This window comes from Amycolatopsis sp. NBC_01286, assembly GCF_035982555.1.
Lineage (GTDB): Bacteria > Actinomycetota > Actinomycetes > Mycobacteriales > Pseudonocardiaceae > Amycolatopsis.
In genome coordinates this window covers 4,653,089-4,671,372 of sequence record NZ_CP108428.1, presented here as the reverse complement: position 1 = coordinate 4,671,372, position 18,284 = coordinate 4,653,089, and the positions used below count along the sequence as shown (strand labels likewise).

General features: G+C 71.0%; 14 protein-coding genes. 7 read left to right on the top strand and 7 right to left on the bottom strand.

The annotated features are described in order from the left end of the window. Positions 1–109 precede the first annotated feature (109 nt). From hrpA to OG570_RS22470, 5 genes are all read right to left on the bottom strand, one after another. Positions 110–4,003, bottom strand: a complete 3,894-nt coding sequence (hrpA, locus tag OG570_RS22490; protein WP_326959054.1) for an ATP-dependent RNA helicase HrpA — start codon at positions 4,001–4,003, stop codon at positions 110–112. 140 nt (positions 4,004–4,143) lie between these two features. Continuing rightward, the gene (locus OG570_RS22485) at positions 4,144–4,497 is read right to left on the bottom strand and encodes a hypothetical protein (RefSeq protein WP_326959052.1); all 354 of its coding nucleotides are present in this window, start codon (positions 4,495–4,497) and stop codon (positions 4,144–4,146) included. Positions 4,498–4,613: 116 nt separating this feature from the next. Then, positions 4,614–5,777 carry a lactate 2-monooxygenase gene (locus OG570_RS22480; RefSeq protein ID WP_326943575.1) on the bottom strand — a complete coding sequence of 388 codons (1,164 nt, stop codon included), beginning with the start codon at positions 5,775–5,777 and terminating at the stop codon, positions 4,614–4,616. 46 nt (positions 5,778–5,823) lie between these two features. Further along, positions 5,824–6,390: a GNAT family N-acetyltransferase gene (locus OG570_RS22475; RefSeq protein WP_326959050.1), complete on the bottom strand. Its 567-nt coding sequence runs from the start codon at positions 6,388–6,390 to the stop codon at positions 5,824–5,826. Continuing rightward, complete coding sequence (locus OG570_RS22470) at positions 6,387–7,853, bottom strand: APC family permease (protein ID WP_326959048.1); 1,467 nt, start codon at positions 7,851–7,853, stop codon at positions 6,387–6,389. The genes OG570_RS22475 and OG570_RS22470 overlap by 4 nt, the downstream gene beginning before the upstream one ends. A gap of 230 nt (positions 7,854–8,083) precedes the next feature. Here OG570_RS22470 and OG570_RS22465 point away from each other — a divergent pair, with 230 nt between their 5' ends. The 4 genes from OG570_RS22465 to OG570_RS22450 all read left to right on the top strand — a co-directional run bounded on the left by OG570_RS22465 (position 8,084) and on the right by OG570_RS22450 (position 13,343). Further along, on the top strand, positions 8,084–8,725 hold the full coding sequence (locus tag OG570_RS22465; RefSeq protein WP_326943578.1) for a GOLPH3/VPS74 family protein: 642 nt from the start codon (positions 8,084–8,086) through the stop codon (positions 8,723–8,725). A gap of 49 nt (positions 8,726–8,774) precedes the next feature. After that, positions 8,775–9,935, top strand: a complete 1,161-nt coding sequence (locus OG570_RS22460; protein ID WP_326959046.1) for a saccharopine dehydrogenase family protein — start codon at positions 8,775–8,777, stop codon at positions 9,933–9,935. A 236-nt stretch (positions 9,936–10,171) separates the two neighbouring features. After that, positions 10,172–12,283 (top strand): M4 family metallopeptidase, encoded by a 2,112-nt coding sequence (locus OG570_RS22455; protein ID WP_326959044.1) that lies wholly within the window; start codon positions 10,172–10,174, stop codon positions 12,281–12,283. Positions 12,284–12,383: 100 nt separating this feature from the next. Beyond that, a complete protein-coding gene (locus tag OG570_RS22450; RefSeq protein ID WP_326959042.1) occupies positions 12,384–13,343 on the top strand; it encodes a hypothetical protein in 960 nt (319 codons plus the stop codon). 22 nt (positions 13,344–13,365) lie between these two features. On the opposite strand, the gene OG570_RS22445 is transcribed toward OG570_RS22450, so the two are convergent. Next, positions 13,366–14,859: a flavin-containing monooxygenase gene (locus OG570_RS22445; RefSeq protein WP_326959040.1), complete on the bottom strand. Its 1,494-nt coding sequence runs from the start codon at positions 14,857–14,859 to the stop codon at positions 13,366–13,368. Between the two features lie 66 nt (positions 14,860–14,925). Between OG570_RS22445 and OG570_RS22440 the strand changes: the two genes are divergently transcribed. The 3 genes from OG570_RS22440 (at position 14,926) to OG570_RS22430 (ending at position 17,306) form a co-directional block, all read left to right on the top strand. Continuing rightward, complete coding sequence (locus OG570_RS22440; RefSeq protein ID WP_326959038.1) at positions 14,926–15,516, top strand: TetR/AcrR family transcriptional regulator; 591 nt, start codon at positions 14,926–14,928, stop codon at positions 15,514–15,516. Between the two features lie 222 nt (positions 15,517–15,738). Further along, positions 15,739–16,584: a chitosanase gene (locus OG570_RS22435; RefSeq protein WP_326959036.1), complete on the top strand. Its 846-nt coding sequence runs from the start codon at positions 15,739–15,741 to the stop codon at positions 16,582–16,584. A 41-nt stretch (positions 16,585–16,625) separates the two neighbouring features. Beyond that, the gene (locus OG570_RS22430) at positions 16,626–17,306 is read left to right on the top strand and encodes a L,D-transpeptidase family protein (protein ID WP_326943585.1); all 681 of its coding nucleotides are present in this window, start codon (positions 16,626–16,628) and stop codon (positions 17,304–17,306) included. Here OG570_RS22430 and OG570_RS22425 read toward each other — a convergent pair. After that, positions 17,296–18,282 (bottom strand): PHP domain-containing protein, encoded by a 987-nt coding sequence (locus OG570_RS22425; protein WP_326959033.1) that lies wholly within the window; start codon positions 18,280–18,282, stop codon positions 17,296–17,298. The genes OG570_RS22430 and OG570_RS22425 overlap by 11 nt on opposite strands. Positions 18,283–18,284: the final 2 nt, after the last annotated feature.

Below are 18,284 nucleotides of genomic sequence, written 5' to 3'. Positions count from 1 at the left end.
GCGAGACCCGCCGCTGATCACGCGAGTTCGGAGCCCCGGCACGTGAGCCGACCCTCCAGGTACGCGAGCCGACCTTCTGAGTACGCGAGTCGACCGTCCAGGTACGGCGTCAGGCCAGGGCGTCGTCCAAAGCCTTCGTTATCCGTTTCAGCGACACCGGGTGGGCCGTGCCCAGGGTCTGGGCGAAGAACGAGACCCGCAGCTCCTCGATCATCCAGCGGACCTCGTCCAGTGCCGGGGACGACGTGCCCGGCGGGAGGGAAGCGCGAGCCTCGGCGTACTCGGAAGTGATCCACGCGATGTCCGCCGTCCGCTGCAGGTCGCGGGTCGGTTCCGACACCAGCTTCTCCAAGCGCCGTGAGATCCCCTGCAGGTAGCGGACGACGTTGCGCAGCCGGGACGCGCCCGTCGCCGTCACGAAACCCGGGTACACCAGCGATGACAGCTGTGCGCGCACGTCCGCGAGGGACTCCGCCGGGCCGCGGGTCGCGGGCAGCGCCACCTCGACGTCGTTCGCCGCGCGCAGGATCTTCTCCACCTCCGTCAGGACCTCCAGCACCGTCTGGTGCAGGCCGGCCCGGACCTTCTCCAGCAACGCCGCGAACCCGGCTTCGTCGAACGCCGGGCCGCCCGCGGTGGCCATCAGGGCGTCCACCGCGCAGTCGACGCAGTCCTCCAGCAGCGCCGCGACGCTGCCGTGCGGGTTGCGGTTCAGCACCAGCTTCGAGGAGTTGGACAGCGACCGCGTGATGAACTTCATCGGCGAGCTCAGGTTGAGCCGCAGCATCCGCCGCGTGCCCGCCCACATCGCGTGTTCCTGCTGGGCCGGCGTGTCCAGCATCCGGACCGCCACCGTCGCGCCCTCGTCGACCAGCGCCGGGTACGCCTTGACGTCGTGGCCGCGCTGGGTCGAAGCGAAAACCCTTGGCAGCGAACCGAACGACGGCTTCGTCAAGCCCGCCTTCTCCAGGCTGTTGGCCGCCTTCGAGATGGTCTCCCGGACCTTCGGCGCCAGCTTGAGCCGCAACAGCGAGATGTCCTTGCCCTCGGCCACGCGCTTGCCGCGCTCGTCCACCACCCGGAACGTCACCTTCAGGTGGTCCGGCACCGAAGAAAGGTCCCAGTCGGAGAACGGGATCGTGATACCGCGCAACGCACGCAGCTCGCGGCCGAGCACCTCCAGCAGCGGACCGTCCGAAGGCGACACTCGCGAAAGGACGTAGTTCGCGGTGTCCGGTGCCGGGACGAAGTTGCGGCGCACCGCTTTCGGCAACGACTTGATCAGCTGCGTCACCAGCTCCGACCGCAATCCGGGCACCTGCCAGTCGAAACCGTCCTCGGTGACCTGGTTCAGCACCGGCAGCGGGATGTGCACGGTGACGCCGTCGGCGTCCGCGCCCGGCTCGAACTGGTAGGTCAGCGCGAAGACCTGTGTGCCCTGCGTCCACGAGTCGGGGTAGTCGCCCTCGCGGACGCCGCCCGCGGTCTCGTTGATGAGCATCGACTTTTCGAACGACAGCAGGTCCGGCTGCTCGTGGCGGGTCTTCTTCCACCACGTGTCGAAGTGCCGCACCGAGACGACGTCCGCGGGCACGCGGGAGTCGTAGAACTCGTACAGCGTCTGGTCGTCGACCAGGATGTCGCGGCGCCGCGCGCGGTTCTCGAGGTCCTCGACCTCCTCCAGCAGCGCCCGGTTCTCGGCGAAGAAGTGGTGGCGCGTCTGCCAGTCGCCCTCGACCAGCGCGTGCCGGATGAACAGCGCCCGCGACATCTCGGGATCGATCCGCCCGTAGTTGACGCGCCGGTCGGCGATCAGCGGGACGCCGTAGAGCGTCACCTTCTCGATCGCGATCACCGCGCCCTGCTTGCGTTCCCAGTGCGGCTCGGAGTAGTTGCGCTTGACGACGTGCTGCGCCAGCGGCTCGACCCACTCCGGCTCGATGCGCGCGTTGACCCGCGCCCACAGCCGGGACGTCTCGACCAGCTCGGCCGACATCACCCAGCGCGGCTGCTTCTTGAACAGCGCCGAACCCGGGAAGACGCCGAACCGGGCGCCGCGCGCGCCCAGGTAGTCGCCCTTCGCCGGGTCCTTGAGCCCGATGTGCGAGAGCAGCCCGGCGATCAGCGACGTGTGCACCTTCTGCGGGTCGACGGCGTCGGTGTTCGTGTTCAGCGAGATGCCGAGCGGTTTGGCCAGCTGACGGAGCTGGCTGAAGATGTCCTGCCACTCGCGCACGCGCAGGTAGTTCAGGTACTCGTTGCGGCACAGCCGGCGGAACTGGTTGCTGGACAACGCCTTCTGCTGCTCGGCGACGTACTCCCAGAGGTTCAGGTAGGCCAGGAAGTCCGACGTCGGGTCCGCGAACCGCGCGTGCTGCTGGTCGGCCTGCTGCTGCTTCTCCGACGGCCGCTCGCGCGGGTCCTGGATGGACAGCGCGGCCGCGATGATCATCACTTCGCGAACACAGCCGTTCTGAGCGGCCTCCAGGACCATCCGGCCCATCCGCGGGTCCACCGGCAGCTGCGCGAGCTTGCGGCCGGTCTCGGTGAGCCGCCGGTCGCTGTTGCCGGCGGCCTCTCTGTCGAACGCGCCCAGCTCCTGCAGCAGGCCGATGCCGTCGGTGACCTGACGGCGGTCCGGCGGCTCGACGAACGGGAACGCCGCGATGTCGCCCAGCCCGAGCGACGTCATCTGCAGGATGACCGAGGCCAGGTTGGTCCGCAGGATCTCCGGGTCGGTGAACTCGGGCCGCGCCTCGAAGTCGTCTTCGGAGTAGAGGCGGATGCAGATGCCGTCCGACGTCCGGCCGCAGCGGCCCTTGCGCTGGTTCGCCGACGCCTGCGACACCGGCTCGATCGGCAGCCGCTGCACCTTGGTGCGGTGGCTGTAGCGCGAGATGCGCGCGGTGCCCGGGTCGACGACGTACTTGATGCCCGGCACGGTCAGCGACGTCTCGGCGACATTCGTCGCGAGCACGACCCGGCGCCCGGTGTGCTGCTGGAACACCCGGTGCTGGTCGGCCGCCGACAGCCGCGCGTACAGCGGCAGGACCTCGGTGCCCCGCAGGTCGGCGCGGTTGAGCACGTCCGCGGTGTCGCGGATCTCGCGCTCGCCGGAGAGGAACACCAGCACGTCGCCCGGGCCCTCGGCGCACAGCTCTTCGACGGCTTCGACGATGCCTTGGGTCTGGTCGCGCTCGTCGTCCCCTTCGGGATCCTCCGGGTCGACGAGCGGCCGGTAGCGGACCTCGACGGGGTACGTCCGGCCGGAGACCTCGACGATCGGCGCGTTGTCGAAGTGCTTCGAGAACCGCTCCGGGTCGATGGTCGCCGAGGTGATGATCACCTTGAGGTCGGGACGCCGCGGGAGCAGCTGCTTGAGGTAGCCGAGGATGAAGTCGATGTTGAGGCTGCGCTCGTGGGCCTCGTCGATGATCAGCGTGTCGTACTGGCGCAGCGAGCGGTCGGTCTGGATCTCGGCCAGCAGGATGCCGTCGGTCATCAGCTTGACCAGCGTGTCCTGCCCGGACTGGTCGGTGAACCGCACCTTGTAGCCGACGGTGTCGCCCAGCTCGGTCTTGAGCTCGCTCGCGATCCGGTCGGCGACCGTGCGCGCGGCCAGCCGGCGCGGCTGCGTGTGCCCGATCTGGCCGCGGACGCCGCGGCCCAGCTCGAGGCAGATCTTCGGCAGCTGGGTGGTCTTGCCCGAGCCGGTCTCCCCCGCGACGATCACGACCTGGTGCGCGGCGATGGCCGCGCCGATCTCGTCCTTGAGCCTGCTGACCGGCAGCTCTTCGGGGTATTCGATCTTGGGCACGCTCTCGCGGCGCGACAGCAGGCGCAGCTCGGCGGCGTCGACGTCGGCGGCGATCCGGGCGAGGGCGGAGTCGCGGTCGCGGGCCTTGCGGGCACCGTCGAGCCGCCTGCGCAGCCGGTGCTCGTCGCGCGGCATCAGCTCGGGCAGGCGCGCACGCAGCGCTTCGAACGGGGATGGTGTGGACATACTCGGGCCAAGGATAGCCGTGCGTGACGACGCGGGCTCCTGAATATCCCCGCGGCGTGACCGGCGGCACCCCGGAAAGCCGTGAAGGCCTCCTTACCGGCCATAAGAGCCGGTAAGGAGGCCTTCACGGACGACGAGCGTCAGCCGGGCTGGCCGGGCTGCTGCGGGTACTGCTGCTGGGCGTACGGCTGCTGCTGCGGGGCCTGGCCGGGGAACTGCTGCTGCGGCTGGCCCGGGTAGCCCTGCGGGGCGCCCGGGGCCGGCGGCTGCTGCGCGAACTGCTGCTGCGGCTGCGGCGCGGCCTTGGACCGGTTGAGCACCAGCGAGACGACGATCAGCGCGACGCCGACGAGGCCCAGCACGATCCCGAACGTGGGCTGCATGTCGTCGGCCCACGAGAGCAGCCGGAACTCCATGTCGAACTGCTCGAGGACGAACGTGCCGAAGCCGAGGACGGCGAGCAGGATGCCGATCCGCATCATGATGGAAGACAAGGAAAACCCCCAACGGGCAAGGAAAACAGGAGCAGACCGCCCCCGACGGCCCGCAATGGGACTCGAACGATAACGACCGGTCCGGACCCTGTCCCCGGATTTCCCGATTTGTTACCTCACGTCCGCTGGAGCGAGTCCGGGCCCAGGTCGGCGAGGGTGCGGTGGCCGGAAAGTCCCATCGTCAGGTCGAAGTCGGCCAGCAAGCTCCGCAGCACGTGCCGCACGCCGTCCTCGCCCGCGTGCGCCAGGCCGTAGACCCATGGGCGGCCCACCAGCACCGCGCGGGCGCCGAGCGCGATCGCCTTGAGGACGTCCGCGCCGGTGCGGATGCCGGAGTCGAACAGCACCTCGAGCCGGTCGCCGACCGCCGCGACGATGCCGGGCAACGCCTCCAGCGCGCCGATCGCGCCGTCGACCTGGCGGCCGCCGTGGTTGGACACGACGATGCCGTCCATCCCGGCCTCGGCGGCGCGGCGCGCGTCGGCGACGTGCTGGATGCCCTTGAGCACGATCGGGCCGTCCCAGTGCTCGCGCAGGAACGGCAGCTGGTCCCACGTCCGGTCGGCGCCGGTGATCATGCCGAGCCAGCGCAGGATCGCCGTGCCCGAATCCTCCTCCGGCGTCTTCTCCAGCAGGCCGCGGAACACCGGGTCGGTGAACGCGACGGCGAGCCCCTCACCCTTGAGGAACGGCAGGTAGCCCTGGTCCAGATCGGACGGTCGCCAGGCCAGCGTCCACGTGTCGAGCGTGACGACCAGCGCCGTGTAACCGGCCGCCTTCGCCCGGGCCAGCAGGCTCGCGCAGACGTCCGGGTCGCCGGGCCAGTACAGCTGGAACCAGCGCGGGCCGTCGCCGTTGGCCGCGGCGACGTCCTCGATGCCGGTCGACGACGCCGTGGAGAGGATGAACGGCAGGCCGACCGAGGCTGCGGCCCGCGCCGTGGCCGACTCGGCGCCGGAGTGCACGATCGACTGGACGCCGACGGGCGCGACGGCCACCGGCGCGGGCAGCCGGGTGCCGAGCACCGTGGTCGCCAGGTCGCGGTCGGTGGCGCCGGTCAGCATCCGCGGCACGACGCGCCAGCGGTCGAACGCCTCGCGGTTGGCCCGCGCGGTGGCGCCGGAGCCGGCCGCGCCCGCGACGTAGGAGAACGGGCCGGGCGCCATGACCTCGCGCGCCGACGCTTCGAGCTTCGTCGCGTCGGTCGAGCACGGCGGCAGCTGACCACCGAGTCCCTGCAGGTAGAGCTCGTTCTGGTAGCTGCCGAAGCGTTCGGTCACGTCTGCCTCCTCGCGTTCGAACGCGCACTGTACTCGCCGGTACGGCTCAGACGGGGAGACGCCGCATCGGCTGCATGGGCGGGCCGCCGGGTGGTGAGAAGGCGGGGCCGTGGTCGAGGAACCCGAGCCGCCGGTAGAGCCGCGTGCTGTCCGGCGAGCTGGCTTCGAGGTAGGTCGGCGCGCCCGCGGCGTCGTAGCGGTCGAGGCCGTGGCGGAGCAGCCGCGTGCCGACGCCTTCCCGCTGCCGGCCGGGCCGGACGCCGATGAACTGCGCGTGCCAGTGCGGCTCGTGCGGCTCGTGGGCGGCCATCAGCCCGAGCAGGGCGCCCAGCCGGTGCAGCTCGTCGTCGTCGAGCCCGGGGATCATGAGGTCGCCGTCCCCGCCGGCGGGGGTCCAGATCACCGCGGCCGAGTGGTCGGTGGTCAGATCGACGCTCCCGGCCGCGAACCCCAGCTCGGCGAGCGCGCGGAAGAACGCCGGGTGGGCGCGGGTACGGCGGCGGTCGTCGCCCGGGAAGACCCAGCGGCTCATCGGGTCGTCCTGGAACGCGGCGACGAGGATGCCGATGACGACGTCCACTTCGGACGGATCAGCGGCCCGGACGTCGCTCATCGGCTCATCAGCTCCTCCACCTCGCGGACCGGCCCGCCGATCCCGGCGTAGACGTCCGGACGCAGGGTGCGCAGCGACTCGCCCCGCAGGAAGCCCACCAGCCCGGCCAGCACCAGCAGCCCCGGCAGGCCCCAGCGCAGCAGCGGGTTCGCACCCGCCGGGCCGAGCAGGACGTCGAAGTGGGCGACGATGAGCACCAGGATCACGCTCAGCGCCAGCGTGGCCAGCAGCGGCGCGATCAGGCGCCGCCACCGCGTCTCCGTCCCCGGGTGACGCCGGAAGAAACCGACCACCGACAGCGAAACCGCGATCATGATGATCGTGACGCCGGTCGACGCCGTGACGCCGGTCCAGGTGAACAGGTCGGTGAACGGGTCGCGCCCGGCCAGCGCGAACACCGCGACGACGACGAACGCGATCGTCGTCTGGACCAGCGAGCCGCCGATCGGGGCGCCGGTGCGCTTGCTCGTGCGGCTGAACCCGACGGGCAGCAGCCCGTCGCGGCCGAGCGCGAAGAAATACCGCCCGACCGCGTTGTGGAAACTCAGCATCGCGGCGCATTGGCTCGTCAGGAACAGGACGTAGGCCACGTGGGAAAACACCGGACCGAGGTGTTCCCCGGTCAGCCCGAACAGCAGTCCCGGCCCTTCGGCGACGGCCCGTTCCACGATGTGGTCCGGCCCGGTCGCGACCGCCATTCCGAGCGAGGAAACGACGAACAGCACGGCGGTCACGCCGATCGCGATGTACGTCGCCCGGCCGACCGTCCGGCTCGGGTCGCGGCATTCCTCGCCGTAGGTCGCGGCGCCTTCGAAACCGAGGAAAACCGCGATGGAAAAGGCGAAGACCGCGCCGACACCCGCCGTGAACAGGCTCGACGGCGAAAGCGGCGTCAGCGAAACGTGGCCGCCGGCCGGGTGCGCGAACATCCCGACGTCCGCCACCACGAGCACCGCGACCTCCAGCGCCAGCGCGACACCGAGCACCTTGGCGTTGAGGTCGATCCGCAGCACCCCGGCCGCGCCGACGAGCAGCACCGTCAGCAGCGCGATCAGCCACCACGGCACGTGCACGCCGAACAGCGTGCCCAGCCACGTCGAGACGGAAAGGCCGAAGATGCCGTAGATCCCGAGCTGGATCGAGCTGTAGGCGACCACTGTGACGTAGGCGACGCCGGTGCCCGCCGATTTCCCGATTCCGTGGGCGACGTACGGGTAGAACGCGCCGGCGTTCGTGATGTAGCGGCTCATCGCGGCGTACCCGGCGGCGAACAACGCGAGCACCGGAGCCAGCACCACGAACGAAAGTGGCACGCCGATACTGCCTGTCACAGCGTAAGTCGCCGAAACCCCGCCGGCGATCGCGTAGAGCGGGCCCGCCGCCGCGACCACGAAGAACACTATCTGAACGGCACCGAGGCGCCGGGTGCCGAGGCCGCGCCGTTCCGGCGTGTGCGTGCGCATGAACCTTTCCCACCGCTCGGAAAACCCGTGGTGCCGCCGGGCACGCCCCATTACCCCCGCGCCGTTCGAGCCGAAGCTGATCATGGCGGCGGTCCACAGAGTAGGGGCAGCGCCCCCGCCCGCGGTACGGCCGATCGGGGTAAAACACCCGTGGCGCCGGAAACCGCCGGAAGCCCTACCGCTATCTTCGGGATCCTTCCCGTCGACAGCCCAGGGGGCCCATTTCCGTCATGCGCCGGCTCACCTTGGTCGATTCGTTCTTCTTCCTCGGGCACGACGAGTTCACCGGGCGCGCGGTGCTCGGCCGGACGTCGCTCGGCATCGGGCTCGCCGGCGCGGTGTTGTGCGACCTGTTGTTCGCCGACCGGATCACCGTCCAGGACCGCAAAGTCCGGCCGATCACCCGGCGGCCGCCGGGAATTCCGACCATGGACCGGATCTTTTCCGAAATCCTCACCGAATCCGCCGCGTACGGCGTGCGCGACTGGATCGACCACCTGCGCGCGACGCTGCCGTCGATCACCGCCGACAACCTCATCGCGCTCGGGCTCGTGCGCCGGGCGCCGGATCGGGTGCTGTTGCGCCGCACGCACCGCTACCCGCCCGCGGACGTGCTCGTCTCGACGGCCGCGCGCAGCAAGGCCCGGTCGGCGGTGTTCGGCGTCGAACGGCCCGACCCGCACTCGGCGTGCCTGGCGCTGCTCGCGTGGACCGCAGGGGTCTCCGACCTGTGCGAACCGGAGCTCGGGCGGGCGCAGGTGCGGGCCTGGATGGCCGACACCCACGAGTCGCTGCCGCGCCGCATCGCCGACGTGATCACCGCGGTGGAAGCCGTGGCGGCGGCCGTCGTCTACACCGGCGACCGGAAGTGACCGGCTAGTAACCTGGGCAGGTCCGCCGTCGACGTCCCCTGGAGGAGACATGCGCGCGCACGACGTGGTCCTGTTCGGCGCCACCGGCTTCACCGGCGGCCTCACCGCCGGGTACCTGGCCCGCCACGCGCCCGCGGACCTGCGCTGGGCGCTGGCCGGGCGCAATCGCGGCAAGCTCGAGGCCGTGCGGGCGAAGCTCGCGGAGATCGACGACCGGTTCGCGACGCTCGACCTGCTCGTCGCCGACTCGGGCGACCCGGCGTCGCTGCGCGCGGTCGCCGAGGCCACGAAGGTCGTGATCACGACGGTCGGGCCGTACCTGAACCAGGGTGAGCCGCTGGTCGCGGCGTGCGCCGAGGCGGGCACCGACTACGTCGACCTGACCGGCGAGCCCGAGTTCGCCGACCTCATGTACCTCAAGCACGATCGACGCGCCCGCGAGACCGGCGCGCGGCTGGTGCACGCGTGCGGGTTCGACTCGATCCCGCACGACCTCGGCGCCTGGTTCACCGTGCGGCAGCTGCCCGAAGGCGTGCCGCTGCGCGTCGACGGCTACGTCCGGGCGAGCGGGATGCCGTCCGGCGGCACGTTCCTCAGCGCGCTGACCGTGATGTCCCGGATGCCGGCCGGGGCGCGGGCGGCTCGCGAGCGCGCGGCCGCCGAGCCGCGGCCGACGGGCCGGTTCGCGCGGGCCCCGCTCGGCCGGCCGCACCGGGTGGCCGGCGCGGGCTGGTGGGCCGTGCCGCTGCCGACGATCGACCCCGAGATCGTGCGCCGGTCCGCGGCCGCGGTCGAGCGTTACGGCCCGGACTTCACCTACCGGCACTTCGCCGCGGTCAAGCACCTGCCGGTGCTGGCGGGCGGCGCGGTCGGCGTCGGCGCGCTGTTCGCCGCCGCGCAGGTCCCGCCGGCCCGGCGGGCGCTGTCCCGGCTGCTGGCGCCCGGCGGCGGCCCGAGCCCGGAGCGCCGGGCGCGGTCGTGGTTCTCGGTGCGGTTCATCGGCGAGGGCGGCGGCCGGCGCGTGGTGACCGAGGTGTCCGGCGGCGACCCGGGTTACGACGAGACGGCGAAGATGCTCGCGGAGTCGGCGCTGTGCCTGGCGACCGACGACCTCCCGGAGACGGCCGGCCAGGTCACCACGGCGGCCGCGATGGGCGACGCGCTGATCGACCGGCTCACCAAGGCGGGGATCCGCTTCGAGACGCTCTGACCGCCGCCCCTTGCCGCACCCGGTCGTGAGTGAGTAACAGTGTTCTAACACTGTTACTCACTCACGACCGCTCCTTCCGGGCCCGCCGTTTCACGCGGTTTCACAGGGCCGTGGCGTGAAACTTTGCCGGTGTGATGGATCTTCTGCCGCTCCCGGGCCGCGTCTAGCGTCGACCGGGTTCTGCATCGATCTTTTGGGCGGAACCTCCCCTTTCCCCAGTTTTCCCGAGGAGCGTCATGAGATTGCCCCAACGGTTCGCCGCGCTCGGCGGGGCGACGGCGGCGGGCATGGTCGTGGTCGGCATCGCCGTCGCCGCGCCCGCGCAGCCCGACCCCACGCCACCCCCGGCGGTGTCCGCCGCGCAGGCCCAGGCCAACGCCACCAGCGCGGCGGCCGGCCTGGTCAACGCCCGCCCGGCCGCCCTGTTCGCCGGGTCGCACGACAAGTTCGTCCAGCGGGACGTGCGGTCCGCGTCCGGCCTCTCCTACGTCGTCTACGACCGGACCTACGACGGCCTGCCCGTGATCGGCGGCGACCTGGTCATCGCCACCGACTCCGCGGGCACCGTGAAGACCACCTCCGTCGCCCAGCAGCAGCCCCTCGGCGACCTGAACGTCCACGGCGCCAAGCTCACCGCGGCCCAGGCGGACGCCGTCGCCGCCAAGCAGGTCCGCGGGCCGAAGGGCCTGCCCGGCGGGAAGCTCGTCGTCGTCGCCGACGGCAGTGGCCGCCTCGCCTACGAGAGCAACGTCGAAGGCACCGACGAACACGGCGAGCCGAGCAGCCTGAGCGTCTACGTCGACGCCGTGGACGGCCGGGTGCTGCGGACTGTGCAGCACGTCGCCGCGGGCACCGGCAACGGCAAGTGGAACGGGCCGGCCCCGCTGCCGCTGAACACCACGAAGTCCGGCAGCACCTACTCGATGGCCGACCCGAACACGCCCAACCTGGACTGCCGCAACTACAGCAGCGACTCGATCCTCACCGGGACCGACGACAGCTGGGGCAACGGCACCGGCACGAACATCGAGACCGGCTGCGCGGACGCGCTGTTCGTCACCCAGACCGAGAAGAAGATGCTGTCGGAATGGGTGGGCCGCAACGGCTTCACCGGCAACGGCGGCGCCTGGAAGATCCGCGTCGGCCTCGACGACGAAAACGCTTACTACTACAACTCGCGCCCGGCGTACGTGAACCTCGGGCACAACCCGAGCGGCGAATGGGTCGGCTCGCTCGACATCCTGGGCCACGAAATGGGCCACGGCGTCGACGACTACTCCGGCTCCGGCGGCTTCTCCGGCGGCGGCACGCAGGAGTTCATCGCCGACACCTTCGGCACGGCGACGGAGTTCTACGCGAACGAGCCGTCGCAGTACGACCCGCCGGACTACGCGATCGGCGAAGAGGTCAACCTGGTCGGCACCGGCGCGATCCGCTACATGTACGACCCTTCGAAGGTCGGCGACCCGAACTGCTACTCCAGCTCCACCCCGAACGCGGAGGTGCACAAGGCGGCCGGGCCCGGCGACCACTGGTTCTACCTGCTCGCCGAGGGCAGCAACCCGACGAACGGCCAGCCGACCAGCCCGACCTGCAACAACACCACCGTGGCCGGCCTGGGCATCCGCAAGGCGATCAACATCATGCACGGCGCTGTCCAGCTCAAGACGTCCGGCAGCTCGTACGTGCGCTACCGCACGTGGACGCTGCAGGCCGCGAAGAACCTGTACCCGAACAGCTGCACCGAGTTCAACGCCGTGAAGGCGGCCTGGAACGCGGTCAGCGTGCCGGCGCAGTCGGGCGACCCGACGTGCACCGACTCGACCCCGACCACCACGCCCCCGACGACCACGCCCCCCACCACGACACCGCCGACGACCACACCGCCGCCGGGCAACTGCACCGGCCAGAAGCTGCTGAACCCGGGCTTCGAGTCGGGCAAGACGTCGTGGTCCGACCCGAACACCACCATCGGCCAGTGGGGCAGCCAGGCGCCGGCGCGCTCGGGCAGCTACGCGTCGTGGCTCGGCGGCCAGGGCGTGACCCACACCGACACGCTGACGCAGTCGGTGGCCATCCCCGCGGGCTGCCACGCGAGCCTGACCTTCTGGTTGCGCGTCGGGACCGCCGAGACCGAGAACGTCGTCTACGACAAGCTCGTCGTGTCCGCCGGCTCGACGGCGGTGGCGACGTACTCGAACCTCGACCGCAACTCGGCCTACGCGCAGAAGACGATCGACCTGTCGTCCTACGCCGGCCAGACGGTGACGCTCAAGTTCGCCGGGATCGAGGACCAGTCCCTGCAGACGTCGTTCGTCGTCGACGACACCGCGCTCACCGTGAGCTGATCCGCGCTCGGTGACCGGCGAGGCCTGCCCCCTACTTTGGTGGCAGGCCTCGTTGCGTCGGCTGCGCCGAGTACTCATGCTTACCCGATCGGAGGTGAGCATGGAGGCGAGTGCGCTTGAACCGGCCGACGCGGACCTGCCCACCGAGGCGGCCGCGGCCGTCCGCGAAGGGCCGTTCGACGTGGCCTTCGACCTGGTGATCCGGCATCGCGGGCTGAGCTTGGAGGGCCTGCAGCGGCGGATGGCGATCCGCGGCGCCCAGGTCAGCCTGGCGACGCTGAGCTATTGGCGACGCGGCCGCCGTCACCCTGAAGGGGGACGTTCACTGCACGCCGTGCGGGTCGCGGAAGGCTGTCTCGGCCTGCCCGCCGACGCCCTCACCGCCCTGGTGACGCCGGCCCGCCCGCGCGCCCGGCGGGCCGAGCCGTTTCCCGGCGGCGTCAGCCTGGCCAGCGCGCTCGGCGCCGAGCCGACCGAGCTGGGCTCGTGCGACGGCATCGACCTCGACGGCAACGCGCGGCTCGCGATCGCGTCGGTGCACCAGCGGGCGACGCTGACCGCGGACCGCACCGAGGGGTCGGTCCGCACGGAGATGGTGGTGACCAGCCGCGAGGACGGCGTCGACCGCTGGGTGTCGTTCTTCCGGCCGCAGACCGGCGGCGCCCACCACCCGGCGCTGCGCTCGGCGCACTGCTGCCGCCCCGGCCGGATCCGCCGCGACCCGTCGTCCGAGCTGCTGGCCGTCGAGCTGCGGTTCGACTACCCGCTGCGCGCGGGCGAGACGTACGTCTTCGACTTCGACTTCGGTTACGACGGCGAGCCGCCGGAGACGAGCTACCTGCAGTTCGGCATCCGCGCCCCGGCCCGGCAGGTGGTCCTGCAGGCGCACTTCGACCCGGCGGCGGTGCCGGTGCGCTGCTACCGCTACCACCGCCCCCGCGACGGCTCCTCGGACGTCGTCGGCGAGCCGGAGCTCCCGGTCGGCCCGAGCCTGACCAGCCACATCGCGGTGCTGGACGCACAGCCGGGCGTCTACGGCATGGTCTGGGAGTGGGACTGACGGTCGTGAGTGTTTAGGAGGGTTAGAACCCTCCTAAACACTCACGACCGGTGACCTGCGCGGGCGTGATCTCGTAGGCTTCCTCGTCGAACGAGCCCACCTGTGACCGCAGCCGGCTCGTGGAGAACGGCCAGCTGAAGCTGTTGCGGCCGTTGACGTCCGTGTAGTAGCTCGAAAAGCCGCCCGACTGGTAGACCGTGCCCGGCAGGGCCGCCTGGACCTCGGCGTTGAACGTCGCCTGCGCCTCGGGGCGCACCGACACCGACGCCCAATCCGAGCGCAGCGTGCGCGTCACCGCGGCGACCGTGTGCCGCAGCTGGGCCTCCAGGATCATGAACGCCGACGTGTGCCCGGTGCCGAGGCTCGGGCCCAGCAGCAGGTACAGGTTCGGGAACCCGGCCACCGTCGTCCCGCGGTACGCCGAAGGGCTGCCCTTCCAGTGGTCGTCGAGGCTGCGGCCGTCGCCGTCGAACACGCGGGCCGACACCGGCATGTCGAGGATGTGGAAGCCGGTGCCGAAGATGATCGCGTCGACCTCCGCCGTGGAGCCGTCCGCGCCCACCACCCGGTTTCCGGAAACCGACGAGACGGCCGTCGTGTGGACATCCACTGTGGACTTCGTGAGCGCGCGGTAGTACGTGTTCGACATCAAGAGGCGCTTGCAGCCGAGCGTGTAGTCCGGCGTGAGCTTCCGGCGCAGCACCGGGTCCCGCACCGCGAGCCGCAGGTGCGCGAGCCCGAGCTTCTGGACCTGCCGCAGCAGCCACGGGTGCCGGAAGCCGAACCCGAGCGTCTCCATGGCGCCGTATTCGACGCGGCGCAACGCATTCTGCAGCAAAGGGAACCGCCGCAGCAGCACCCGTTCGACGCCCGGGACGTGGTGGTCCGGCTTGGGCAGCACCCACTGCGCGGTGCGCTGGAACAGGTGCAGCCGCTCGACGGCGGGCACGATCTCCGGGACGAACTGGACCGCGGACGCGCCGGTGCCGATCACCGCGACCCGCTTGCCGGCGAGGTCGTAGCCGTGGTTCCAGCGCGCGGAGTGGAAGACCTCACCCGGGAAGGTGCCGAGGCCGGGCAGGTCCGGGATCAGCGGCTCGTGCCACGGCCCGGTGCCCGCGACCAGGATCCTTGCGGTGTAAGGGCCCCGGGACGTCTCCAGCTCCCACCGCGCCGCACGGGCGTTCCACTGCGCGCGCGTCACCTCGACGCCGAAGCGGATCTTCGGGGTGACCCCGAACCGCGAAGCCGTCTCACGCAGGTAGGCCTTGATCTCGGCCTGCCCCGCGAACGCGCGCGTCCACTCGGGATTGGGGGCGAAGGAGTACGAGTAGAGCGCGGACGGCACGTCGCAGGCGCAGCCGGGATAGGTGTTGTCGCGCCAGGTCCCGCCGAGCTCTGACGCCTTCTCCAGCACGGCGAGGTCGTCGACCCCGGCCTGGCCGAGGCGGACGGCGGCACCCAGGCCCGACGCCCCGGCACCGACGACGAGGACCGCGAAGTCGCGTTGTTCCATTTTCGGAGACTAACAGTATTTCAATACTGCTGGTACCCCGATTCCGCGACTCGCTACAGTGGCGGCATGGCCCGACTCACCCGCGCGGAAAGCCAGGCGCGCACCCGCGAACAGCTCATCGAGACCGCCAGGGAGCTGTTCCTGCGTGACGGCTATTCGGTGACGTCGCTGGAGAAGGTCGCCGACGAGGCCGGGTACTCGAAGGGCGCGGTGTACTCGAACTTCCGCAACAAGGACGAGCTCTGCCTCGCCGTGCTCGACCGGATCCACGACGAGCAGGTCGAGGCGATCGCCGGGGCGCTGGTCGGCGCCGACGGGATGGAAGACCTGCTGACGGCGTTCCAGGCGTGGGCCGAGCGCAGCATCGGCGACGAGGCGTGGACGGCACTGGAGGTCGAGTTCGCCACGAACGCCCGGCGCAACCCGCACGTGCGGGCCGAGCTGGCCGCGCGGGACAAGACCATCCGCGACACGATCGCGAGCCTGCTCTCGGGCTACGCGGAGCGGTTCGGGATCACGCTCCCGATGTCGGCCGACGACGCCGCCACGGCCCTGCTCAGCCTGGGGATCGGCCTGGGCGTGCAGCGGGCGATCGACCCGACGATCCCGGTGAACGTGCTGCCGGACGTCATCCGCATCTTCGCCGGCGCCCGCTGACCACACCGAAATCGTCTACTTTCCCCGGGCTTTTTTCCCTATTTGCAAACAACTTCGTCCCCCCTTGTGGCGGTGCTGACCCTTCGCTACCGTGGCGCTACGCCGCAGCACCACCAGCAACCCGTTTCCGGCAGCCGAAGGCCGTCGAATTCCGGGTGCTGTCCGCCATGCCCGAGACGCCGTGATCCCCCACGGCACGTTCTGCGGAAAGGGTTTTCCCCCATGAGCAAGAAGTTGCGGCCGGTCCTGATCGGCGCGCTCGGCGCGGCCTCCGTCGCGGCCCTCGTGATCACCACGCCCGCGCTCTCCTCGGCCGCCCCCGCGCCGCCGGCCGCGCAAAGCGCTTCGGTGCAGGCGACCGGTGACCTCTCCGTCGCGGCCAAGAAGGAGATCGCGATGAAGCTGGTCTCCAGCGCGGAAAACTCCTCCCTGGACTGGAAAGCGCAGTACAAGTACATCGAGGACATCGGTGACGGCCGCGGGTACACCGCCGGCATCATCGGTTTCTGCTCCGGCACCGGCGACATGCTGGAGCTCGTCCAGGCCTACACCGACGCCGTCCCGAACAACCCGCTCGCGAAGTACCTGCCCGCGCTGAAGAAGGTGAACGGCACCGACTCGCACAGCGGGCTCGGCTCGGCGTTCGAGAGCGCGTGGAAGTCGGCCGCGGCCACCACCGCGTTCCAGACCGCGCAGAACAACGAGCGCGACCGCGTCTACTTCAACCCCGCGGTGAGCCAGGGCAAGACGGACGGCCTCAGCAACCTCGGCCAGTTCGCCTACTACGACGCCATCGTCATGCACGGCCCCGGCACCGACCACAGCAGCTTCGGCGGCATCCGCTCGGCCGCGATCAAGAAGGCGAAGCCGCCGGCACAGGGTGGCGACGAAGCGACCTACCTCAAGGCGTTCTTCGCCGCCCGCAAGGTCGTCATGAACGAGGAAGAAGCCCACTCCGACACCTCGCGCATCGACACCGAGCAGGTGACGTTCCTCAACGCGGGCAACTTCGACCTGCACACCCCGCTGAAGTGGAAGGTCTACGGGGACTCCTACACCATCAACTGACGCAGGTGCGCGACCCGCGTGGCGCCGCTAGGGTCTCCGGCATGGGCAGGAGATTCCTCGGCGCCACGCTGGTCGTGGCCGCACTGGTCGCGGCCACGTTGCTGACCAGCACCGCCGCCACCCCCGCCGACGCGGTCCCGCTGTCCTTCCGCGGCGACGCGGGCCAGGTCGTCACCGTCGTCGCGGACTCCGCGAGCGCGACCACCGCCGTCCTCACCGCCTGGCAGCGCACCGGAACCGGCTGGTCCAGGGCCTACGGTCCGGTCAGCGCGTTCGTCGGCAAGGACGGCGTCGGCCAGGCCAGCGAGTCGACGTCGCACACGCCGGCCGGCGTGTGGAAGCTGACCGAGGCCTTCGGGATCCAGCCGAACAACGGGACCCGGCTGCCGTACCGGCAGGTCACGACGTCGGACTGGTGGGTGTCCGATGTGAAGTCCCCGTACTACAACACGCACTTCTCCTGCGTTCCCGGCACGTGTCCGTTCAACGAGGCCGCCGGGGAGGATCTCGGCAAGGCGGGCCCGGTCTACGACCACGCCGTCGTCCTCGACTACAACCGCTCGCCCGCCGTGCCGGGCGCCGGGTCCGCGTTCTTCCTGCACGTCTCGAACGGGAAGCCGACCGCGGGCTGCGTCTCGATCCCGGGCGCCGACCTCGACGCCGTGATGCGCTGGCTCGACCCGGCGCGGCACCCGGTCGCCGACATCTCGGTCAGCGGCTGAGCAAGTCGTCCACCGAACGGGTGTTGATGATCCGCTCGGGCCCGATCCCGGCCTTGATCGCCCGCTCGCAGCCGTAACCCTGCCAGTCGAGCTGGCCGGGCGCGTGCGCGTCGCTGTCGATGGCGAACTCGCAGCCGAGCTCCGCGGCCAGGCGCAGCAGCTTCATCGGCGGGTCGAGGCGTTCGGGCCGCGAGTTGATCTCCACCGCGACGCCGTTCTCGCGGCACGCGGTGAACACGGCCTTGGCGTCGAACTCCGACTCCGGCCGGCCGCGGCCGACGACCAGCCGCCCGGTGCAGTGCCCGAGCACCCGGACGTGCGGGTTCCGCACCGCGGCGAGCATCCGCCGGGTCATGTCCCGCGCCGGCATCCGTAGCTTCGAGTGCACGCTCGCGACGACGAAGTCGAGCTGCCCGAGCAGCTCCTCCTCCTGGTCGAGCGCGCCGTCGTCGAGGATGTCGACCTCGATGCCCTGCAGCAGCCGGAACGGCGCCATCAGCTCGTTGGCCTTCGCCACGATCTGCATCTGCGTCCGCAGCCGCTCCGGCGACAGCCCGTTCGCGACGGTCAGCCGCGGCGAGTGGTCGGTCAGGACCATCCACTCGTGCCCGACCTCCCGGCCCGCGACGGCCATCTCGCCGATCGAGCTGCCGCCGTCCGACCAGTCGGAGTGGGTGTGGCAGTCGCCCTTCAGCGCGGACCGCAGCGGTTCGCCGTCGGGCAGCTTCGCCTCGACGATCTTCTCGCGGTACGCCGGATCACGGCCGGCCAGCGCGTCTTCGATGACGCCCGCGGTGGCCTTCCCGATCCCGGGCAACGCGGTGAGCGTGCCGTTCCCGGCCATCGAAGCCAGCCGGTCGGCGTCGGTCTTGTCGACGGTGGCGGCCGCGTTGCGGAACGCGCGCACCCGGTAGCTCGGCTCACCCGCGCGTTCGAGCTGGAACGCGATCTCCCGCAACGCCCACGCCGGATCCATGG